This is a genomic window from Caecibacter sp. AF58-12pH5A, from assembly GCF_027681725.1.
In the GTDB taxonomy this organism is placed as follows: Bacteria; Bacillota; Negativicutes; order Veillonellales; family Megasphaeraceae; genus Megasphaera; species Megasphaera hominis.
Genome location: NZ_JAQDBC010000009.1, coordinates 22013 through 38161 on the forward strand (window position 1 = coordinate 22013; position 16149 = coordinate 38161).

The 16149-nt window shown below is 45.6% G+C and carries 18 protein-coding genes; 4 read left to right on the forward strand and 14 right to left on the reverse strand.

Annotated features, from left to right (window positions below; genetic code table 11):
• Window positions 1-29: 29 nt before the first annotated feature.
• The 4 genes from PGX44_RS05980 to PGX44_RS05995 form a co-directional block, all read right to left on the reverse strand.
• Window positions 30-569: a flavin reductase gene (locus PGX44_RS05980; RefSeq protein ID WP_186504345.1), complete on the reverse strand. Its 540-nt coding sequence runs from the start codon at window positions 567-569 to the stop codon at window positions 30-32.
• A 100-nt stretch (window positions 570-669) separates the two neighbouring features.
• Window positions 670-2208 carry a hypothetical protein gene (locus PGX44_RS05985; RefSeq protein ID WP_498854626.1) on the reverse strand — a complete coding sequence of 513 codons (1539 nt, stop codon included), beginning with the start codon at window positions 2206-2208 and terminating at the stop codon, window positions 670-672.
• Window positions 2209-2348: 140 nt separating this feature from the next.
• Entirely contained in the window at window positions 2349-2885 is a 537-nt protein-coding gene (locus tag PGX44_RS05990) for a flavodoxin family protein (RefSeq protein ID WP_498854627.1), read from the reverse strand.
• Between the two features lie 13 nt (window positions 2886-2898).
• Window positions 2899-3723 carry an aldo/keto reductase gene (locus PGX44_RS05995; protein WP_498854628.1) on the reverse strand — a complete coding sequence of 275 codons (825 nt, stop codon included), beginning with the start codon at window positions 3721-3723 and terminating at the stop codon, window positions 2899-2901.
• A 183-nt stretch (window positions 3724-3906) separates the two neighbouring features.
• On the opposite strand from PGX44_RS05995, the gene PGX44_RS06000 reads away from it, so the two are divergent.
• Complete coding sequence (locus PGX44_RS06000; RefSeq protein WP_498854629.1) at window positions 3907-4824, forward strand: LysR family transcriptional regulator; 918 nt, start codon at window positions 3907-3909, stop codon at window positions 4822-4824.
• Between the two features lie 232 nt (window positions 4825-5056).
• On the opposite strand, the gene PGX44_RS06005 is transcribed toward PGX44_RS06000, so the two are convergent.
• Entirely contained in the window at window positions 5057-5809 is a 753-nt protein-coding gene (locus tag PGX44_RS06005; RefSeq protein WP_186501713.1) for an NADPH-dependent oxidoreductase, read from the reverse strand.
• 252 nt (window positions 5810-6061) lie between these two features.
• Here PGX44_RS06005 and PGX44_RS06010 point away from each other — a divergent pair, with 252 nt between their 5' ends.
• The 3 genes from PGX44_RS06010 (at window position 6062) to PGX44_RS06020 (ending at window position 9040) form a co-directional block, all read left to right on the forward strand.
• A complete protein-coding gene (locus tag PGX44_RS06010; RefSeq protein ID WP_498854630.1) occupies window positions 6062-6796 on the forward strand; it encodes a BUD32 family EKC/KEOPS complex subunit in 735 nt (244 codons plus the stop codon).
• 26 nt (window positions 6797-6822) lie between these two features.
• Entirely contained in the window at window positions 6823-7737 is a 915-nt protein-coding gene (gene rarD / locus PGX44_RS06015; protein ID WP_186501715.1) for an EamA family transporter RarD, read from the forward strand.
• 136 nt (window positions 7738-7873) lie between these two features.
• A complete protein-coding gene (locus PGX44_RS06020) occupies window positions 7874-9040 on the forward strand; it encodes an iron-containing alcohol dehydrogenase (protein ID WP_498854631.1) in 1167 nt (388 codons plus the stop codon).
• A 106-nt stretch (window positions 9041-9146) separates the two neighbouring features.
• On the opposite strand, the gene PGX44_RS06025 is transcribed toward PGX44_RS06020, so the two are convergent.
• The 9 genes from PGX44_RS06025 to PGX44_RS06065 all read right to left on the reverse strand — a co-directional run bounded on the left by PGX44_RS06025 (window position 9147) and on the right by PGX44_RS06065 (window position 16043).
• On the reverse strand, window positions 9147-9605 hold the full coding sequence (locus PGX44_RS06025; protein WP_498854632.1) for a RidA family protein: 459 nt from the start codon (window positions 9603-9605) through the stop codon (window positions 9147-9149).
• A gap of 17 nt (window positions 9606-9622) precedes the next feature.
• Window positions 9623-10342, reverse strand: a complete 720-nt coding sequence (locus tag PGX44_RS06030; RefSeq protein ID WP_498854633.1) for a GntR family transcriptional regulator — start codon at window positions 10340-10342, stop codon at window positions 9623-9625.
• 203 nt (window positions 10343-10545) lie between these two features.
• A complete protein-coding gene (locus PGX44_RS06035) occupies window positions 10546-11460 on the reverse strand; it encodes a DMT family transporter (RefSeq protein WP_498854634.1) in 915 nt (304 codons plus the stop codon).
• A gap of 83 nt (window positions 11461-11543) precedes the next feature.
• Window positions 11544-12971: a sodium:solute symporter family protein gene (locus PGX44_RS06040; RefSeq protein ID WP_498854635.1), complete on the reverse strand. Its 1428-nt coding sequence runs from the start codon at window positions 12969-12971 to the stop codon at window positions 11544-11546.
• 25 nt (window positions 12972-12996) lie between these two features.
• On the reverse strand, window positions 12997-13680 hold the full coding sequence (locus PGX44_RS06045; protein WP_498854636.1) for a radical SAM protein: 684 nt from the start codon (window positions 13678-13680) through the stop codon (window positions 12997-12999).
• A 72-nt stretch (window positions 13681-13752) separates the two neighbouring features.
• Complete coding sequence (locus PGX44_RS06050) at window positions 13753-14202, reverse strand: radical SAM protein (protein ID WP_498854637.1); 450 nt, start codon at window positions 14200-14202, stop codon at window positions 13753-13755.
• Window positions 14195-14455 carry a hypothetical protein gene (locus tag PGX44_RS06055; RefSeq protein ID WP_498854638.1) on the reverse strand — a complete coding sequence of 87 codons (261 nt, stop codon included), beginning with the start codon at window positions 14453-14455 and terminating at the stop codon, window positions 14195-14197. Before PGX44_RS06055 ends, PGX44_RS06050 begins: the two co-directional genes overlap by 8 nt.
• Window positions 14456-14702: 247 nt before the next feature.
• Window positions 14703-15554, reverse strand: coding sequence for a polysaccharide deacetylase family protein (locus PGX44_RS06060; protein ID WP_498854639.1), 852 nt, complete (start codon window positions 15552-15554; stop codon window positions 14703-14705).
• Window positions 15555-15629: 75 nt separating this feature from the next.
• Window positions 15630-16043: a hypothetical protein gene (locus PGX44_RS06065; protein ID WP_498854640.1), complete on the reverse strand. Its 414-nt coding sequence runs from the start codon at window positions 16041-16043 to the stop codon at window positions 15630-15632.
• Between the last annotated feature and the right edge of the window lie 106 nt (window positions 16044-16149).

A 16149-nucleotide genomic window follows, 5' to 3' on the forward strand; every position in this document is an offset into this window, starting at 1 on the left:
AAGAGGCCCGTCAGAAACAGGTCAAATGGTTAGCGTTTGTCTTCTACGCCGAGGATTTCACCGATAAACATCCAGTGCGGTTCCCATTCGCCTTTCGCGTTGACAGGATAGGCTTTCGGGTTTTCCTTATAGTAATCCTGTACGTCTTGGGCAATATCTTCTTTGGTAAACTGATGCTGATAGATTTTGCGGCAGAGGAAGGTCAGGTTAGCTTCCTTGTAGCCTACGCTGTCGCCCATAGCTACAGGCGTAAGGCCGGCGTTGACATCCTTTTCTTCGTTGCGCCCTGTATGGGAGCCCATATAGCCCAGGGCTTTCTTATAGGACGGATCAAAGAAGCTGACCGTAAAGGAGCCGTTCTGTTTTAAAAATTCCGTCGTATAGCGGGCCGGATGGAGATAGACCGTAACGATAGCGCCACTCTTGCCGGGCCGCGTCCAAATCGTGCCCAAGCTGCCCCAGCCGATGGTGCAGCCGTCATGGGATTCTAACGAGCCGGCTGTAGCCAGAGCCCACTGGTTTTTAAAAAGATCAAAGACTTCATACTTTTTTGCTTCAAATGGTTCCATAACAAATATCCCCCTTTTTTGTATTCTTTTCCGTTCGTATCTATAGTATACGAAATATAGCAGAATGTCCAGTACGTACTTGAAAGTACCTTACATACCTTTACGTATCAGGGTGCAGGACAGGGTCGTCATCGAGACAGCGCCGCAGGATCCACTTCGTATTCTGAAAGGGATACGGTGCATTGTCCTTGCGAAAATACTCAATATCGACGACCGTGACGACTGCCTCATGATTATCCTGTCCCGTCGGGACGACGACTTCTTCACCAATATCGATGGTATCGTCATCGGTCAGGTAATAGTAGCTCGGGCCATTTTCGTTAAAGACGACACTGCAATAGATGTATTCACATTGGCGGCGCCGTGGCCGGTTATACGTCCATGGTGAAAGCATTTCCTGACGGCTATAGAATTGCAGGAAATCCAGTAGGACCGACGCAAAGTCAGGAAAATCCTGTGGTAAGCCGAGCTTGTCAAAGGAACCTTTGTGCACGACAGGTGAACGGCGCTTATAAACAATCGTAATGCTGTACTCTTTCTGTTCATATGGCATGGGCACGACATCAGACGGGTTTCCCTGCGTGTGGGCAAAGAGATAGGACGCATCGAAGCTATCCAACAGCGCCGGCACACCGCCTTCAATTTCATAGGTACTCGTTACTTTACAGTTCCGTGCAATTTGCCGCACGTGTTCGATTTTTTCCTTCTCCCGGTCGATGATCAGCCGTTCGGCATAATCCCAGTAGACGTAGTCGCCCAGCTCGTCTGTCATCTGATGGGATACGTCAATCTTTGAGTGGCGGTTGTATTCCAGTGTAATCCGTTCAATTTCATCGGCTTCGCATTCGCCATCAAAGGCAAAGAGCGTGTTGTCGTGCAGGGCTTCTCGTAAAAGGTTCGACAAATTTCGCTGGTCTTCAGCCTGATCCACACAGAGGGGGCCTTGAAAGATATACGTTTCCCCTGCCGTATTAGTCAGTTCCAGCACCCACGTGCCCACATCGAGAACCGTGTCTGTCCGGGAGGGATCAGCCTGGGAAAAATGGTCCATCAACGTTTCAAACAAAATTTGCAGAGACTCGTTTTCAATGGTGTAGTTCTGGCGGCGTACTTTCTGATTTAGCTCCCGTCCGTTACCAAAGGCATAGCCTGTCAGCCAGACCCGTCCCTTGGCATTGACCGTCACATGCTGCTCAATTTCTTCGAAAGGTTCCGGCATAGGACCGTAGGACATCGTATTGGAAACGAGGCGCATGCGGCTCAAACGGCCTTGAAAGCGGTATACAGGTTCTGTTGTTAAGGCAGCCAGCCGTTCCAGCGCCAAGACCAGCCACTCCCGGTTTTGCTGGGCCATGAGTGTCTTTTCATCACGGGCCCAGGAACTCCACAGGGAATAAATGGCCGTACCGATGAGTGTCACATCGGTTACGGCAGCCAGGCTCTTGCGCAAAGCCTCCCGGTCTACCGTAGCCAAGGGTTGCTCCTGTGCTACGACAATGCGCCCGGCGTCGGCAAAGCCAAACGCAAGACACGCGTCGCCAAAGATGGCACTGCTGAGTTCCCAAAAGCTGCTGTCCTCATTCATAAATTTTTCCTGCCACGTTACAGCAAATTCGTGTATTTCTTTTCTATCGGCCATAGTGAGACCTGCTTTCTTAGGTAATACTATTCGTCATAAATAACGATTATTTATTATCATTATTATATCACAAATTTCACTAAAAAAGCAGCCCTGTCAGAAAAGACAAGACCGCTTTATAGAAGATTTTTTCTACCGGCCTACGGTGTATGACCGACACACTGCCCTGCTGCGTAGGCTTCCTCCATGGCCGGTGTACCCAGGACTTCTCCCTTTTTCCAGACATGGTCGCCGTAGATAATCTGGCGTACATGGGCGCCGAGGCTGGTCCAAATGGCAGCCAGATCATCGCCTACACGGAGGAGACCACTTTTGCCGTCATGACCTGTGACGATGATATACACGTCCTTGCCGCCCAGGTCCTGCCATTTGGGCAACAGACGGTCGATCATGACCTTCAGTTGGCCGCTCATGGTGAGGAAATACGTAGGCGACGCCAGGACCAATACCTGCGCCGCGTCGATTTTCGCCAATACGTCTGCCATGTCGTCAGGCTGCACACATGCGCCTGTCTGAAAACAGGCGTAACAGGCGAGACAAGGGCGGATCTCCTTTTCCTGCAGATTGATTTTTTCTACGCTGTGCCCCTTTTCCCGGGCGCCGCGGGCAAATTCATCGCATAAGAGATCCGAATTCCCCTGCCGTCTGGGACTGCCGCTAATGATGAGTACCTGCATATACATCCTCTCCTTAATACCAATCGTGTTTTTCCCGCCGGTCAAGCTTGGCAATCTGAGCCATTTCCCCGTCAGTTAGGGAAAAGTCGTAAAGCTGTGTATTGGCAAGAATATGGGCCGGGTTGCTGGAGCCGGGAATGACGACGATGTGACGCTGCAATAGCCAGCGCAAAATGACCTGGGCAACGGATTTCCCATGGGCCTCCGCAATGGCCGTGAGGACAGGATCGCTCAGGAGCTCTCCCTGATGACCTCTGCCACCTAAGGGATACCAGCCTTCTACGGTAATGCCGAGTCCCAGACCTTGGATGTACTGTACGACGTCTGTGTCCTGATAATACGGATGGATTTCGTTTTGGACAAGCGCCGGGACGGTGTCCACCCGTGGCAGGAAGTCTTGCAGTTCCTGAATGTAGAAGCAGGAAATCCCTAAAGAACGGATATAGCCCTTCGTGACGGCACGTTCCATGGCCTTGTATGCCTTCACGTCATCCCTGCCTGGATGATGTAAAAGCATAAGGTCGATATAGCCTATATCTAATTTTTCTAATGCTTCAGCAATCGCCGCTTCAGGATCTGCATATTGGTTCGGATAGAGTTTTGTCGCTACGAAAATCTCTTCCCTTGGCACAGACAACGTGCGTACGGCCTGACCCACTTCCCGTTCGTTACGGTACAGATTAGCCGTATCAATGAGGCGGACGCCCAGGTCTAAGGCAGCGTGCAGGGACTGAATGCAGGTACTGCCCAAAAGATTATAGGCACCGATACCATGCGTCGGCATGGCGTAGCCGCTGTTGAGCTGCACCGTATGCGTTGAAAGATCAAACTGCGTCATACAATATTCCTCCTTGCTATTTTCTAATGTCATCTTATTATATAATAACACAAAACATTTTCTCTTATATCAAATATATATTATTAATTTGTAGTAATTACTTGAAGATAAAATAGAAATGAGTTATACTAAGAATGAGATAACTATACGCAATACGCATACACAGAGGGGAGGTGTAGTACAATGGAAATCAGAGTCTTACGGTATTTCGTAGAAATTGCCAAAGAAGGCAACATGACTCGTGCGGCAAAAAACCTGCACGTATCCCAGTCTGCCCTCTCAAAGCAAATGAAAGAACTGGAAGATGAATTGGGACGTCCGCTCTTTACGCGAACCAAGTCGGGCCTGTCTTTGACAGAAGCAGGGTCTCTCCTGCACAAACGGGCTGAAGATATTTTAAATATGGTAGATAAGACGACAGATGAATTTGCATCCTTAGATACCGTAAGAGGGGGTAACATCCGGATTGGCTGCGCCGAGTCGTATCTTATCAAGTACCTGGCACGGACCATTAAGGAATTCCGCAAAACGTACCCTCTCTTCCATTTCCACGTTTCCAACGGGGACACCGAGCAATTAGAAGAACGCTTGGATAAAGGATTACTGGACTTTGCCGTCATTGTCGAACCACCGGGCTCTACAAAATATAAATATCTCGCATTCCCCGGCACAGACCGCTGGGGCCTGGTCATGCGCAAGGATCATCCTTTAGCTAAAAAGGAACACATTACCCTGGCCGATTTGTCTAATATCGATCTCATCTGTTCTACGCAGGGCATTAAAGGCGACTTGCCCGCATGGAGTAACGATAAATCTCACAAGCTCCGCTTCATCGGTACAGGCGACCAAATCTTTAACAGCGCCGTCAGCGTACGCGAAGGCCTGGGCTGTCTCCTCACCTTCGAATACCTGGCCAATACCAGCGAGGAATCGGGCCTCGTCTTCCGGCCTCTGGAACCACCGCTGGAAGTGAAGATGTACATCATTTGGAAAAAAGTCCAAACCTTTACACCCATTGCCGACCAGTTCCGGAAAAAACTGATTGAAACCTATGGTCCGGAACCGGAAGACACAGAAGAAGAACCAACAAAGAAACCATAAGCTGCAACGCAGGAGCCCTGAATAACGGGGCTCCTTATTTTTCCTGGTTTCTGCCCCAGCAGAGAAAATGCCGGTGACTCGTCCACAAGGCCGGATGCAGAACCAACAGCCATAGTGCTCAGACATTAGGCAATAACACTATAGTCAGCAAAAGAAGAGCTGCGTAATCGTCAGCTCTTCTTCGTTTTGTGGGGATATATTCCCCGGTTATTGCCAGCCAATTTTGTATTTCTTACGTTTTAGGATTGAAATGGAAGCCCTGGGCTTCGGCCTGCTGGATCAGGTGCTGCCGGTTCGGCAGGACGCCTTGCAGTTTCTTCACAACCTGGAGGGTGAAGCAATCTACGCGGCGGTTGGCATCGCGCAGGTCATAGTACTGGGCCATTTCGGCGTCATAGTCTTTCATGAGAGCCATGTAATCGTCAAAGACGGTATAGGAATTATCGAAAATATTAGCTTCCTTAGGCATACGCGGTTTGAGCTGCGGTGCCTGGTCGGCAATCCCCAAACCTACGCCGACAACGGGGAAGGTCAGTTCCGGCAGATGCAGGAGTTCGATCATTTTCGGAGCATCGTTCCAAATACTACCCAGGAATACAGTACCAAAGCCGCTGATTTCTGCAGCATCGACCATATTTTGCGCAGCCAGGCAGGCGTCAGTCCAGCCCTGGAAGAAACGGTCACTATCGCGGGCTGCTTCATTATCCAGGCCCTGTGCCTGGGCAATGCGGTAATTGCGATAGGCATCGGCAATGAAAATAAAGAGCTCCGGCATGCGGGCTACGTATTTCTGCTTACACACTTCAGAAATTTGTTCCTTCAATTCAGGGGACGTAATGTGGATAATGCTAAAGGTCTGCATCCCCGTGCTGGTCGCCGTCCGTTTCGCTACGCTCAGGAGCTTTTCCAGCTGCTGCGGCGGTACCGGTGTCTGTTTAAATTCACGGATCGTACGGTGATTTAATAAGGTATCAATAGGGTCCATATATATTCCTCCCATCTAGTGTTTGTAATTATTATTAAGTAATAATCTTCTTGTGTTTTATTTTACCATACCTATTTCATATGTGCCAGTCTATTTTGCCTATTTTACGGTCTTTTCACAAACGCTAAAAAAGGTATTTTTTTCTTTACAGGTTTTCAGCGATGGTCTACAATTGAATACATCTATACAGGTGCTATGGTATCTGTAAGAGTTACACATAGAAAGTATATTCAGCTTGAGGTGAGAAGTTTCATGATCAACACACAAATAGAAACGGCAGCGCGCCTGGCTATCCGGGACAACCCGAAAAAGCGGGTCCTGCCTCTTTCTGTAGAGGGGAAAACGTATTACATTAAGCGGCTCCTTTCAAACGGCCGCAACAAGCTCGTCAAGCAGGGTGCCCACGCAGCATACCTGACCGAAGTCTACAAGATTATGGAGGTCAATGAACGCCTGCCTCTGGCGCCGCACATCGTTCTCCTGACAGATGATTTTTTCGTCATGGAAGCCTGCGGCAAGCCTTTGCAGCGCATCGTCAAGGAACACGATGCCACAGCGGAAGAAGCTTATTATCAGGCAGGGATTGCCTTGTCGTCCCTGCACCAGCTGGGCCTGCATCATGGCCGTCCCGCTTTGCGCGACATTTCCTGGGATGCAGAAAAGCACCGGATTACCTTCTTGGACTGGGAAAGTGAAAAAACATTTTTCCATGTCGATGCGCGCACACTCGACCTCTTCCTCTTTATTCACAGTTATTTCCGCGAAGGGTGGGATACGACAGTCTATCTGGATCAGGCTATGGCCGGCTACCAGACTGTCGCCGGATCGGACGAACGATTGGCCGATGTGCTCCATTTCATCGACCAGCATACGCTTATTTTCCATATCTGCCGTTCTGCCTCGTCTTTCGGCTGGATCGACGTGGTTTCCGTAAGCAAGGCAGAAGATTATTTGCGCACACTCATCAAAAATAACAGTGCCTCCTAAGGGGCCGCTTAAAAGGAGTTGGCTGCATGCGTCATATCAATATTTATTATATTTATTTTCTCCTCAGCCAGGTCATCTGGGGGATTTTACCGGCTTTCTGGATTTTATTGCGTGACTTATCTCCGTTTTACACGCTGGCTTCCCGAATTTTCTGGGCTGCTATCTTCTGCTTCCTGCTCATTTTGAAGCAGCATCTCCTGCCCCATCTCCTGGATTTGCGTAACCAGCGGGCCCAATGGCCTTACATTGCCGGAGCCTGTATCCTCGTTACTTTAAACTGGGGCGCCTTCATTTACGCTACGACACGGGGCTACATTCTCCAAGCCAGCCTGGCTTACTTTATCAATCCCATCGTCGTCATTTTCTTCGGGGGCCTGATCTTTCGCGAACGCATTAGCCGCTTGCAGAAATTATCCATTACCCTGGCAGCTGCCGGTTTGCTCATCGCCTTTGCCCTTTACGGCCAGGTACCGTACCTTTCCTTTATTATCTGCCTGACCTGGGCCTCGTACAGTATCCTCAAAAAGAAGATCGTCATGGACAGCCAGGTTTCCGTCTTCATCGAATCCTTTTCCATGGTGCCCCTGGCCTTGGCGTTTATGTTATTCAGTGAATATGAAGGAGTCGGCGCCATCGGTGTCTTCCATGGTCTTCAATGGCTGCTCCTGCCGGCTACAGGCGTCGTCACGGCCATTCCGATGATGCTCTTTACAGCAGGCGTTAAAAGCGTGCCCGTTACCGTTTCGGGGATTCTCATGTACTGCTCACCCAGCCTGACCTTGGTCATCGGCCTTTTGACAGGTGAAACGATCACCCAGCCCATGCTGATCACCTTCATCTTTGCCTGGATTGCCGTAGCCCTTTATATTACCGGCTTGTACCGCACGATGCGCGAAATAAAAAGCCACACCGGCCTTGTAGAGGTACGAAAGAGACAGTAATTTTACACGTTAAAACCACGCTGGTTTCTATACTGGCGTGGTTTTTATGTTATAATATGTCTGAGAACTTCCTTTTGTAGAATGTCCTTGGAGAGGGACTAAAAAAACTACTACACTATGACACGAAGGTGATATTATGTTTAATCTGCACGTACCAACACGTGTTCTTTTTGGCTGTGGCCAGCTGAACCAGTTGCATGCTCAGGCTATGCCTGGCAAAAAAGCCATGATCATCGTCTCTAACGGTAAATCCGTAAAAGCCAATGGCTACCTGGCCCGCACGGAAGAACAACTGCATCAGGCCGGTGTAGAAACGTTCCTTTTTGATAAAATCGAAGCCAATCCTCTGCGCGCTACAGTCACAGCCGGTGGTCATGCTGCCAGCGAAGGCGGCGCAGACTTCCTCGTTGCCTTAGGCGGCGGTTCCGTCCTCGATGCCTCTAAGGGCATTGCCGTCGTAGCTGCCAACGGTGGTGACGTTTGGGATTACATTACCAACGGTACGGGCAAAGGCCTGCCCATTGCCAAAGAACCGTTACCGATCATCGCCATTACGACGACTGCCGGCACAGGCTCGGAAACGGATATGGGTGGCGTTATTACCAACCCGGAAACGAAAGAAAAGACACCGATCAAGGCGCCGCAGCTCTTCCCGCGCCTGGCAATTGTCGACCCGGAACTGATGGTCAGCGTACCGCCACACTTCACGGCGCTGCAAGGCTTTGATGCTCTCTTCCACAATATTGAAGGCTACATTGCCAACAAGGCCAGCCTCATGAGCGAAATGATTTCCCTCACGGCTATTGAAGCCATTGCCCGTTACCTGCCTATAGCAGTAAAAGATGGCAAGAACCTCAAGGCCCGCGAAAAAGTAGCCTTCGCCAGCTACCTCGGAGGCATTGAAATGGTTGTCTGCTCGACCGTAAGTGAACATTCCATGGAACACTCGCTGAGCTCCTTCCATCAGGAATTGCCTCACGGTGCCGGCCTGATCATGCTCAGCGAAGCATACTTCACCTATTTCATCGAACACCATGTCTGTGACGGCCGCTTCGTCCGCCTGGCCCAAGCTTTGGGTATGACTGACGCAACGGAACCAATGGACTTCATTACAGCCCTCAAACACTTGCAGAACGAATGCGGTGTAGGCGACCTGAAAATGTCCGACTACGGCATTACACCGGATGAATTCCCGCAAATGGCTCACATTGCCAAAACGGCAATGGCTTTCCTCTTCACGAGCGACCGCATCGACCTCTCTGAAGAAGACGTCGTAGATATTTACCAGAAAGCTTATAAATAATACATAATATATATTATATGGTGTGTATTTTGCTTTGATTACTAAAAACGGGCCTATGACAACAGTCGTAGGCCCGTTTTCTCATTGGTTCTTATATAACAGTAATCTAGTACAGTTCGACAATAGCTTCGACTTCAACAGGAGCATCTAAAGGAAGCTGATTCGTACCAATTGCGGTCCGTGCATGTTTCCCTACATCACCAAAGACATCAATTAACACCTTTGAAGCCGCATCAGCCACTAGATGTTGTTCCATAAAGCCAGTTTCACTAGCTACAAAAGCTTGTACTTTAATGACAGACTTTACTTTGTCTAAATCGCCTAAATACGCTTTTAAAGAAGCAATAAGATTAATCACACATAATCTGGCAGCATCCTGTGCGTCTGTCAACGTTAATTCTTTTCCAACTTTACCAGTGTAGGCCAACTTGCCAGATTGTACGGGTATATGGCCCGCCAAAAACACAATATTTCCTACTTGTTTAACCGGAACATAAAGAGCAGCCGCTGGGGATGCATTCGGAAGCATAAGACCTAAATTTTCTATTCTTTTTTCAATATTCATATATATTCTCCTCAATCTTATGGTACAAAAACTCTTTCCTGGTGCCCTTTTGTATAAATAATTTCATAAGCTACCAGATGTTCCTGTACATCACGAATTTCAACACTAAATTGTAAAACAGGTGTTCCTTCCGGCACACCCAGAAATTTACTTGCAGTATCAGGACAAAGGATGGGGCATGAGGATACAATCCCTTTGCCGACAGTAATACCACACGCCTCTTCAATTTCTAAGATACTCTGATTCAGCCATTTCTTTTCTGAAAAGTTATGAATACCTGAGGCATATAAAAAATGGGGCAAAAATACTTGTTCTACTGCAAACACTTCACCATCCACATATTTAATCCGATCAAAGGCAATAATCTTTTGTTCTTCGCTTAAATGGAATATGCCCTGTATTTTTTCTGATGGTGCTTCTATACGAAAATTGACGCATTTATGCTCGCCAGGAATAGACAGGCTTTCCAGCGACAAAGCCATCTGTGTCAGATTCCCCTTTTCATAAAGGGAAGCTGCATTCTTCTGCTCTGAAACGTAGGTACCTTTCCCCTGAATGCGGTAGATAACTCCATCCTTAACCAGCCCACGCAGAGCATTCGTTACCGTAATCCGGCTACAGCCAAACTGCTTGCTCAAATCATTTTCTGTGGGAATTACAGAATTTTCTTTCCATGCGCCTGAGTTAATCTGTGCTTTTATATACTGCTGTATTCTCATGTACATCGGGATTCCCATGCTAATTACCTCGTTTATTAATCGCCGCTTATAGATTTAAAAATCAATCTATTGTATACACCTATTTGATACATTTTATTATTATATCATTATATCAAATTATATGGCTATTTCAAGTTTCAGGATACTATGTCATCTAAAAGCCATCCTGCGGTGAAAGTTCAGATAAGGTTTAAGGGAATTAAGAGATAATCCATTTTTCTTCAGTGCAATATATACACGCCAGATAATACACACAAAATACCCATACCTGTCATAAAGCTTATAGGTTCACCAAAGGCGATTGTGCCCACTAAAGTCGCAACAACAGGTTCAACACATGCCATAATCGAAGCTTTTCCTGACTCAATCCGTGCCAATCCCCGCGTATATAAAACATAAGGTAACGCTGTGGAAAACACGACGAGTCCCAAAATGATAAAGATGAAGTCGCCATGGGCCATACCATTAAGTACCTGAGTCGGCTGAAGCAGGAAGAGCGATCCTATACCACAAAAAACAAAGGTCCAGTAGGTTACAGTAAGCGGCGAATAATGTTGTAAGGCATAACGTCCTATTATGCTATATAGAGCATAGAAGAAGCCTCCCAATACACCTAGCATTAATCCCCAAGCGGTTATCGTCAAACCACCGGCAAATACTCCGGTTACGCAGGCGCAGCCTGTCAACGTAAGAATCAGCGCCAGCATCTTTTTTCTAGTAATAGTCTCCTTCCATAAAATTGCTGACAGAATGACCACAATTGCCGGAGCCGTATAAATCAAGATACACGCTATAGCCAAAGAACAAATTTCCTGACAAGAAAAATAACATACATTATACATCAACACGCTAACAATCCCTGTACCAAAAAAATACTTTAGATGTTCTTTTCTGATTCGGAATAGGCTGGGATCTACACATAAAATATAGAGAGTTAAAATCAGTAGTCCTCCCAGATTTCTAAGAGCAACGATCAAATATGAAGAAAAACCATATGCCATTAGGTGCCGGTTCCAAAATCCTAATATTCCCCATAAACTAGCACCCATCATAATACTGGCATAGGTTGCCTTTTGACGTAACTGATGACCTGCCACCTGTTGTCTTGGTAATTCTTTATGTAATTCTTCAATCATCTTTACTACGCCTCCACAGGAGCAAGAAACAGATTAGAATAAGAGCATTCCCCGATTTAAATAACCAGGGAATGCTTAGTCATTTACACACTAACAGCTAAATCTCGTTTTCCTCTAGTAACTGCAGAAACTACAATCAGTAAGAACAGGGAAACCGGAAAAGCCACGAGAACCGTTGCTAAACCGAAAGGCTGTCCAGCCATTTCCCAGCCAATGGTCATAAGCGTACCACCAATCATTGAAGCGATACCACTCCATTTCGTGACTTTCTGCGGGCAAACAACGGTAGCTAACAATGCGGGTGTAATCCCTGCTCCCACAATAGTAGAAGCCCAATATTGAATGGCTAAAATACTTGGGAAAAAGTTTAAAAGAATCAATGACGCAGAACCAAATACAGCAATGCTCAATTTTGTAACTCTGACAATTTGAAGTTCCGTAGCATCTTTCTTAAAATGAGCAAAAATATCTGTTGCCACATTTGTAGACCCGGCCAGTAAGTAAGAATTTCCTGTCGTCAGAATGAAGCCGGTGCAAGAAGCCATCATGAGGCCACCTATAAGCCAGGGGCAAACTGTCGATAATGCTATAAAGGATTGGGACGGAATGATATTAGGCCCGAAATATAACCGGCCAATATAGGAAAGGATCGCAATCGCCGGAAGTACAATAATCGTACCCAAAGCCCAGCCGATCATGCCAATTTGTACATTTCTATCCCCTTTAGCTGCAGCCATTCTTTGATATAAGTTCTGATCACCTAAGGCTAACAAGAACCCTGGTGCATAGTTTGCCAGATAATCTTTAGCAGTCCAACCGGCGGTAAAGGTTAAACCATCAGATCCGGTCGCTTTAGTTTGTGCAACAATCCAGTCGAGACCTCCAATATTAGGTATGATGTAGGCGAAAGCACAAACCAAGCCTGCTAACATAACACAAACTGAAAAAGCATCAATACGAACAACAGAACTAAGGCCACCAGAGGCAGTAGCTATGATAACGATGACACAAGCAATAACGGTCATCCATTCGATGCTAAAGCCAGTCGTTGCATTCAATATAACACCCATAGCCCGGAGCTGATAGGAAACGATAGAAAAACTAGCCGGAGCTATGATTGCTGCAGAAAGGACACGGGCATTAGTTCCATAACTGTCTTCAATTAATGCTGCCGTCGTTATCTTGCCGCGTTTACGGACTAAAGGCCCAATGGCGAAAAGAATAACAATGGCCAAAATACTGCCTGAAGCATAGCAGATGGACGGCCATAAGCCATTTGAATAGGCAATAGAATTAATACTGCCGGCAACAGCGCCGCCACCCATCCAGGAAGCCATGAACGTTGCCATGAGGATAAATGATCCTAGTCCTTTCCCAGCTAAAGCAAAGTCTTTGATACTTTTTCTATTCTCTTTCCTTTTAGCCAAAAAAGCAAAGATGAATACGATTATAAAATATGCACAAATCATAATCAGCATTTTAGGCTGTGGTACCATTACATGATAATCCATTTATAATCTCCTCCTTTGCACTCAATCATGCAGTCAGGACACGTGTAATCTCAGCAACGCGTTCTTCACTAATCTGCAACTTATTAGTACTTGCTACCCAAAGTGAATCGTATTTTACCTGATCTACAATTGATTTCAGTACTGCTACATCTTCTGGAGAATCATTGAATCCTTTGCTAAGAAATACACGGAGTTTAAATTTACCTTTATACTGTTTACTAAAATTGATAAGACTTTCTGCCTGTTTTTGAGTGGTAAAGTGAAGTTCCGGAAGCGGCCGATGATACTTTTTAAATTTTTCTTCATTGACAATACCGAAAGCACCCACGACTTCTTCACAAAGAGAGGCTACACGCATATGCTCACCAATACCTAACAAATAGCAATTGGTGACTAGGCGGACAGGAATTCCCTGCTCATGGACACAATGAATGATGTCTTTTAAATGGACGTTGGTCAAAATATCACCCTGGCCATAAATTTCTACCAAATCTGGTTTCACAACTGTAATTTTTTCCCGTAATCCTTGAAGAGATTCTTCGATCGGTCCGAAATCATGCCACTCGCCCTGATATTTTGTATTACCCCGATTACAAACAATGCAATTAAAAATGCATGCTTTTTCCGGACTAATATCAACTCCCAATACCTTGCGCCCGTCATCACCAACTTTAATGAAATCATCTTGCTTGTACTTAAATTGATTCATACTTACACCTCATTCCTAAATATAATAAATTTCATATTGTTCACAATACTTGCATATACGTATTGTAATAGCTTAGCTTGCGACTGACTCCCCGCGGATGATTTTATTAATTTCCGCTACCCGTTCATCACTAACATTAAATTTAGGCCATGTGGTCACCCATAATTCATCGTATTTTACCTGATCTACGACCTTTTTTAATTCTTCTGCTTTTTTATTAGAATCGTTATATCCTTTTACAAGAAGGACACGAAGCGTAAATCTCCCCTTATACTGATGACTAAAGTCGATCATGCTTTTTGTCTGCTTGGCTGGTGTAAAATGCAGCTCTTGCAAAGGCCTATGTATTTTCTTAAAATCTTCATCATCAGTAAAGCAGAAGCCGGCAACTACTTCGTCACACAAGGAAGCGATACGCATATGATCGCCAACACCTAATAAATAACAGTTCGTAAGTAAACGTACTTTTACACCCTGAGCATGAATACAGTTGATGATATCTTCCAGTTTAGTATTAGTCAAAAATATCACCTAACCCGTATAATTCAACAATATTTGGTTTTTCCTGTGTAATTTTGTTTGTTAACCCGGCCAACGAATCTTCAATAGGGCCGAAATCGTGCCATTCGCCTTGAAATTCCGTCTGTCCATGATTGCAAATAGCACAATTAAATATGCATGCCTTACGGGGATTAATGCTGACTGGCAAAACCTTCTGACCATTTTTTTCTACTTTGATAAATTCATACTGTTTGTACTCAAAATAATCCATCATGATTTCATCCTTTCCTTTTATAATATATTTTCCGTATTTGATATGTTGTTATATCAACATATCAATATATCATGTGAAAATAATATCATACAATAACAGAAAATGTCAATTGCTTTTTAATTATACGTTTTTCAAATTATGCAAATTTCTCATATAGACGAACCACTAAAATCGAATAAACAGCAAAACAGCCTTTCCTATACACCAGCAAGGCGTATGGGAAAGGCTGTTTTGCGTGTTCTTGATATTAAGGCTGGGGAATGTGTTTCGCCAGGACTTTTGTCATTTCAATATTTTCCAAATATTTATGGGTTTTCCAAAGGAAGGCACTGAAGGCACTGAAGGTCAGGCGGAAACGGAAGTGTTCAAAGCTGATAGGCCCTTCAAACATAGCTACGCGATCGAGGTCGTAATGATCGTCCCAAGGGAAATCACGGCCCGTTTCTACGGTAAAGGCGTATTTATAGCCTGCAGCCTTCGTTTCTTCCATGACCTGATCGTTAAACTTCCCTTCCGGGAAAGCAATAAAGGTGCACGGTTTTCCTGTCTTTTTTTCGATGTAGGCCTTAGAATCACGCAATTCATGGCGCAGGCCGGCTTCATCAAAGCTGGTAAGCGGCTTGTGGCTCAGCGTATGGGAACCGAATTCCATACCGTCGTCACTCATTTTCTTTACCATGTCCCACGTCAGATAGCCTGGTTTATTCATGAGGTTCATGATTAGGAAAATCGTGCCGCGGTAGCCGTATTTTTTCATTATCGGATAGGCATGTTCATAATTATCGATATAGCCATCGTCAAAGGTAATCATGACCGGCCGGTCCGGTAAATCCCCTTCGCCACTCATATAAGCATCGAATTCAGCCTGTGTAATAGAATGGTAGTCATGGTCATGCAAATATTTCATTTGCGCGTCAAAATTTTTCGGTGTCATCGTGAGTACGGTCTTGAACTTATCATTAACCTGATGATAATTCAAGACGGGCACACCGGTCAGACGATAGTTGGTTGAGCATAAAAACCAGAAGGCAAACATGCCGACAACCAGTACGCACAAGGAAAACATGAATCCTACTAACCATAAACAGATCTTTTTCACTGTAAGACTCCCTTATGTCAGCTCTCTAGTAACATATCTTACATAGAATACCATATTCATAGGTACTTAACAAGACTATTCTTCTGACTTATCGTCCAATTCGCCTTTCAGTGTCTTAACGAAGCCATGCGCCGCAAACCAGTCCCGATCTTCATCTTTGAGCGCTTTTTCTACTTCCTTCAGGCAGTAATGCTCTGTTTCTGCCGTCGAGCGGATATCCGTCAGGTACTGTGCATCTTCAAAAATATAGTCGTCTACCTCTTTTAAGTTTACCTTATCTTTCATGGCATAGCGCATATCTTCCGATGCCTGGATTGTCGCCAAGACATCCTGCCAATAGGCATATTCTTTTTCCGAGAGAATGAACTCGCCTAAAGGACCTGTTTCCAGCCGGTCCTGGGCACAGACAACATTTTTCGCATAATCCTGGCCAGTAAACCTGTCATATACGTGTAGCTCCCGTAATTCATCGTTAATATATACGTCCATGGAAAATCCTCCTCGTAATCATGTACGCCTATTATAGCACAGGTCACCGCCGGCCGTGTAGAGACAAGAGGTAATCCGGCAGTTATCCTTCTCCACCATATGTAAA

Excerpts from the sequence above, each read along its gene's own strand:
- PGX44_RS06010 (WP_498854630.1), top strand. The coding sequence starts at position 6,062 with ATGATCAACACACAAATAGAAACGGCAGCGCGCCTGGCTATCCGGGAC.
- PGX44_RS06040 (WP_498854635.1), bottom strand. The coding sequence starts at position 12,971 with ATGGATTATCATGTAATGGTACCACAGCCTAAAATGCTGATTATGATT.
- PGX44_RS06055 (WP_498854638.1), bottom strand. The coding sequence starts at position 14,455 with ATGATGGATTATTTTGAGTACAAACAGTATGAATTTATCAAAGTAGAA.
- PGX44_RS05995 (WP_498854628.1), bottom strand. The coding sequence starts at position 3,723 with ATGACGCAGTTTGATCTTTCAACGCATACGGTGCAGCTCAACAGCGGC.
- PGX44_RS05980 (WP_186504345.1), bottom strand. The coding sequence starts at position 569 with ATGGAACCATTTGAAGCAAAAAAGTATGAAGTCTTTGATCTTTTTAAA.
- PGX44_RS06005 (WP_186501713.1), bottom strand. The coding sequence starts at position 5,809 with ATGGACCCTATTGATACCTTATTAAATCACCGTACGATCCGTGAATTT.
- PGX44_RS05990 (WP_498854627.1), bottom strand. The coding sequence starts at position 2,885 with ATGCAGGTACTCATCATTAGCGGCAGTCCCAGACGGCAGGGGAATTCG.
- PGX44_RS06035 (WP_498854634.1), bottom strand. The coding sequence starts at position 11,460 with ATGATTGAAGAATTACATAAAGAATTACCAAGACAACAGGTGGCAGGT.
- PGX44_RS06030 (WP_498854633.1), bottom strand. The coding sequence starts at position 10,342 with ATGGGAATCCCGATGTACATGAGAATACAGCAGTATATAAAAGCACAG.
- PGX44_RS05985 (WP_498854626.1), bottom strand. The coding sequence starts at position 2,208 with ATGGCCGATAGAAAAGAAATACACGAATTTGCTGTAACGTGGCAGGAA.
- PGX44_RS06025 (WP_498854632.1), bottom strand. The coding sequence starts at position 9,605 with ATGAATATTGAAAAAAGAATAGAAAATTTAGGTCTTATGCTTCCGAAT.
- PGX44_RS06045 (WP_498854636.1), bottom strand. The coding sequence starts at position 13,680 with ATGAATCAATTTAAGTACAAGCAAGATGATTTCATTAAAGTTGGTGAT.
- PGX44_RS06000 (WP_498854629.1), top strand. The coding sequence starts at position 3,907 with ATGGAAATCAGAGTCTTACGGTATTTCGTAGAAATTGCCAAAGAAGGC.
- PGX44_RS06020 (WP_498854631.1), top strand. The coding sequence starts at position 7,874 with ATGTTTAATCTGCACGTACCAACACGTGTTCTTTTTGGCTGTGGCCAG.
- PGX44_RS06065 (WP_498854640.1), bottom strand. The coding sequence starts at position 16,043 with ATGGACGTATATATTAACGATGAATTACGGGAGCTACACGTATATGAC.
- rarD (WP_186501715.1), top strand. The coding sequence starts at position 6,823 with ATGCGTCATATCAATATTTATTATATTTATTTTCTCCTCAGCCAGGTC.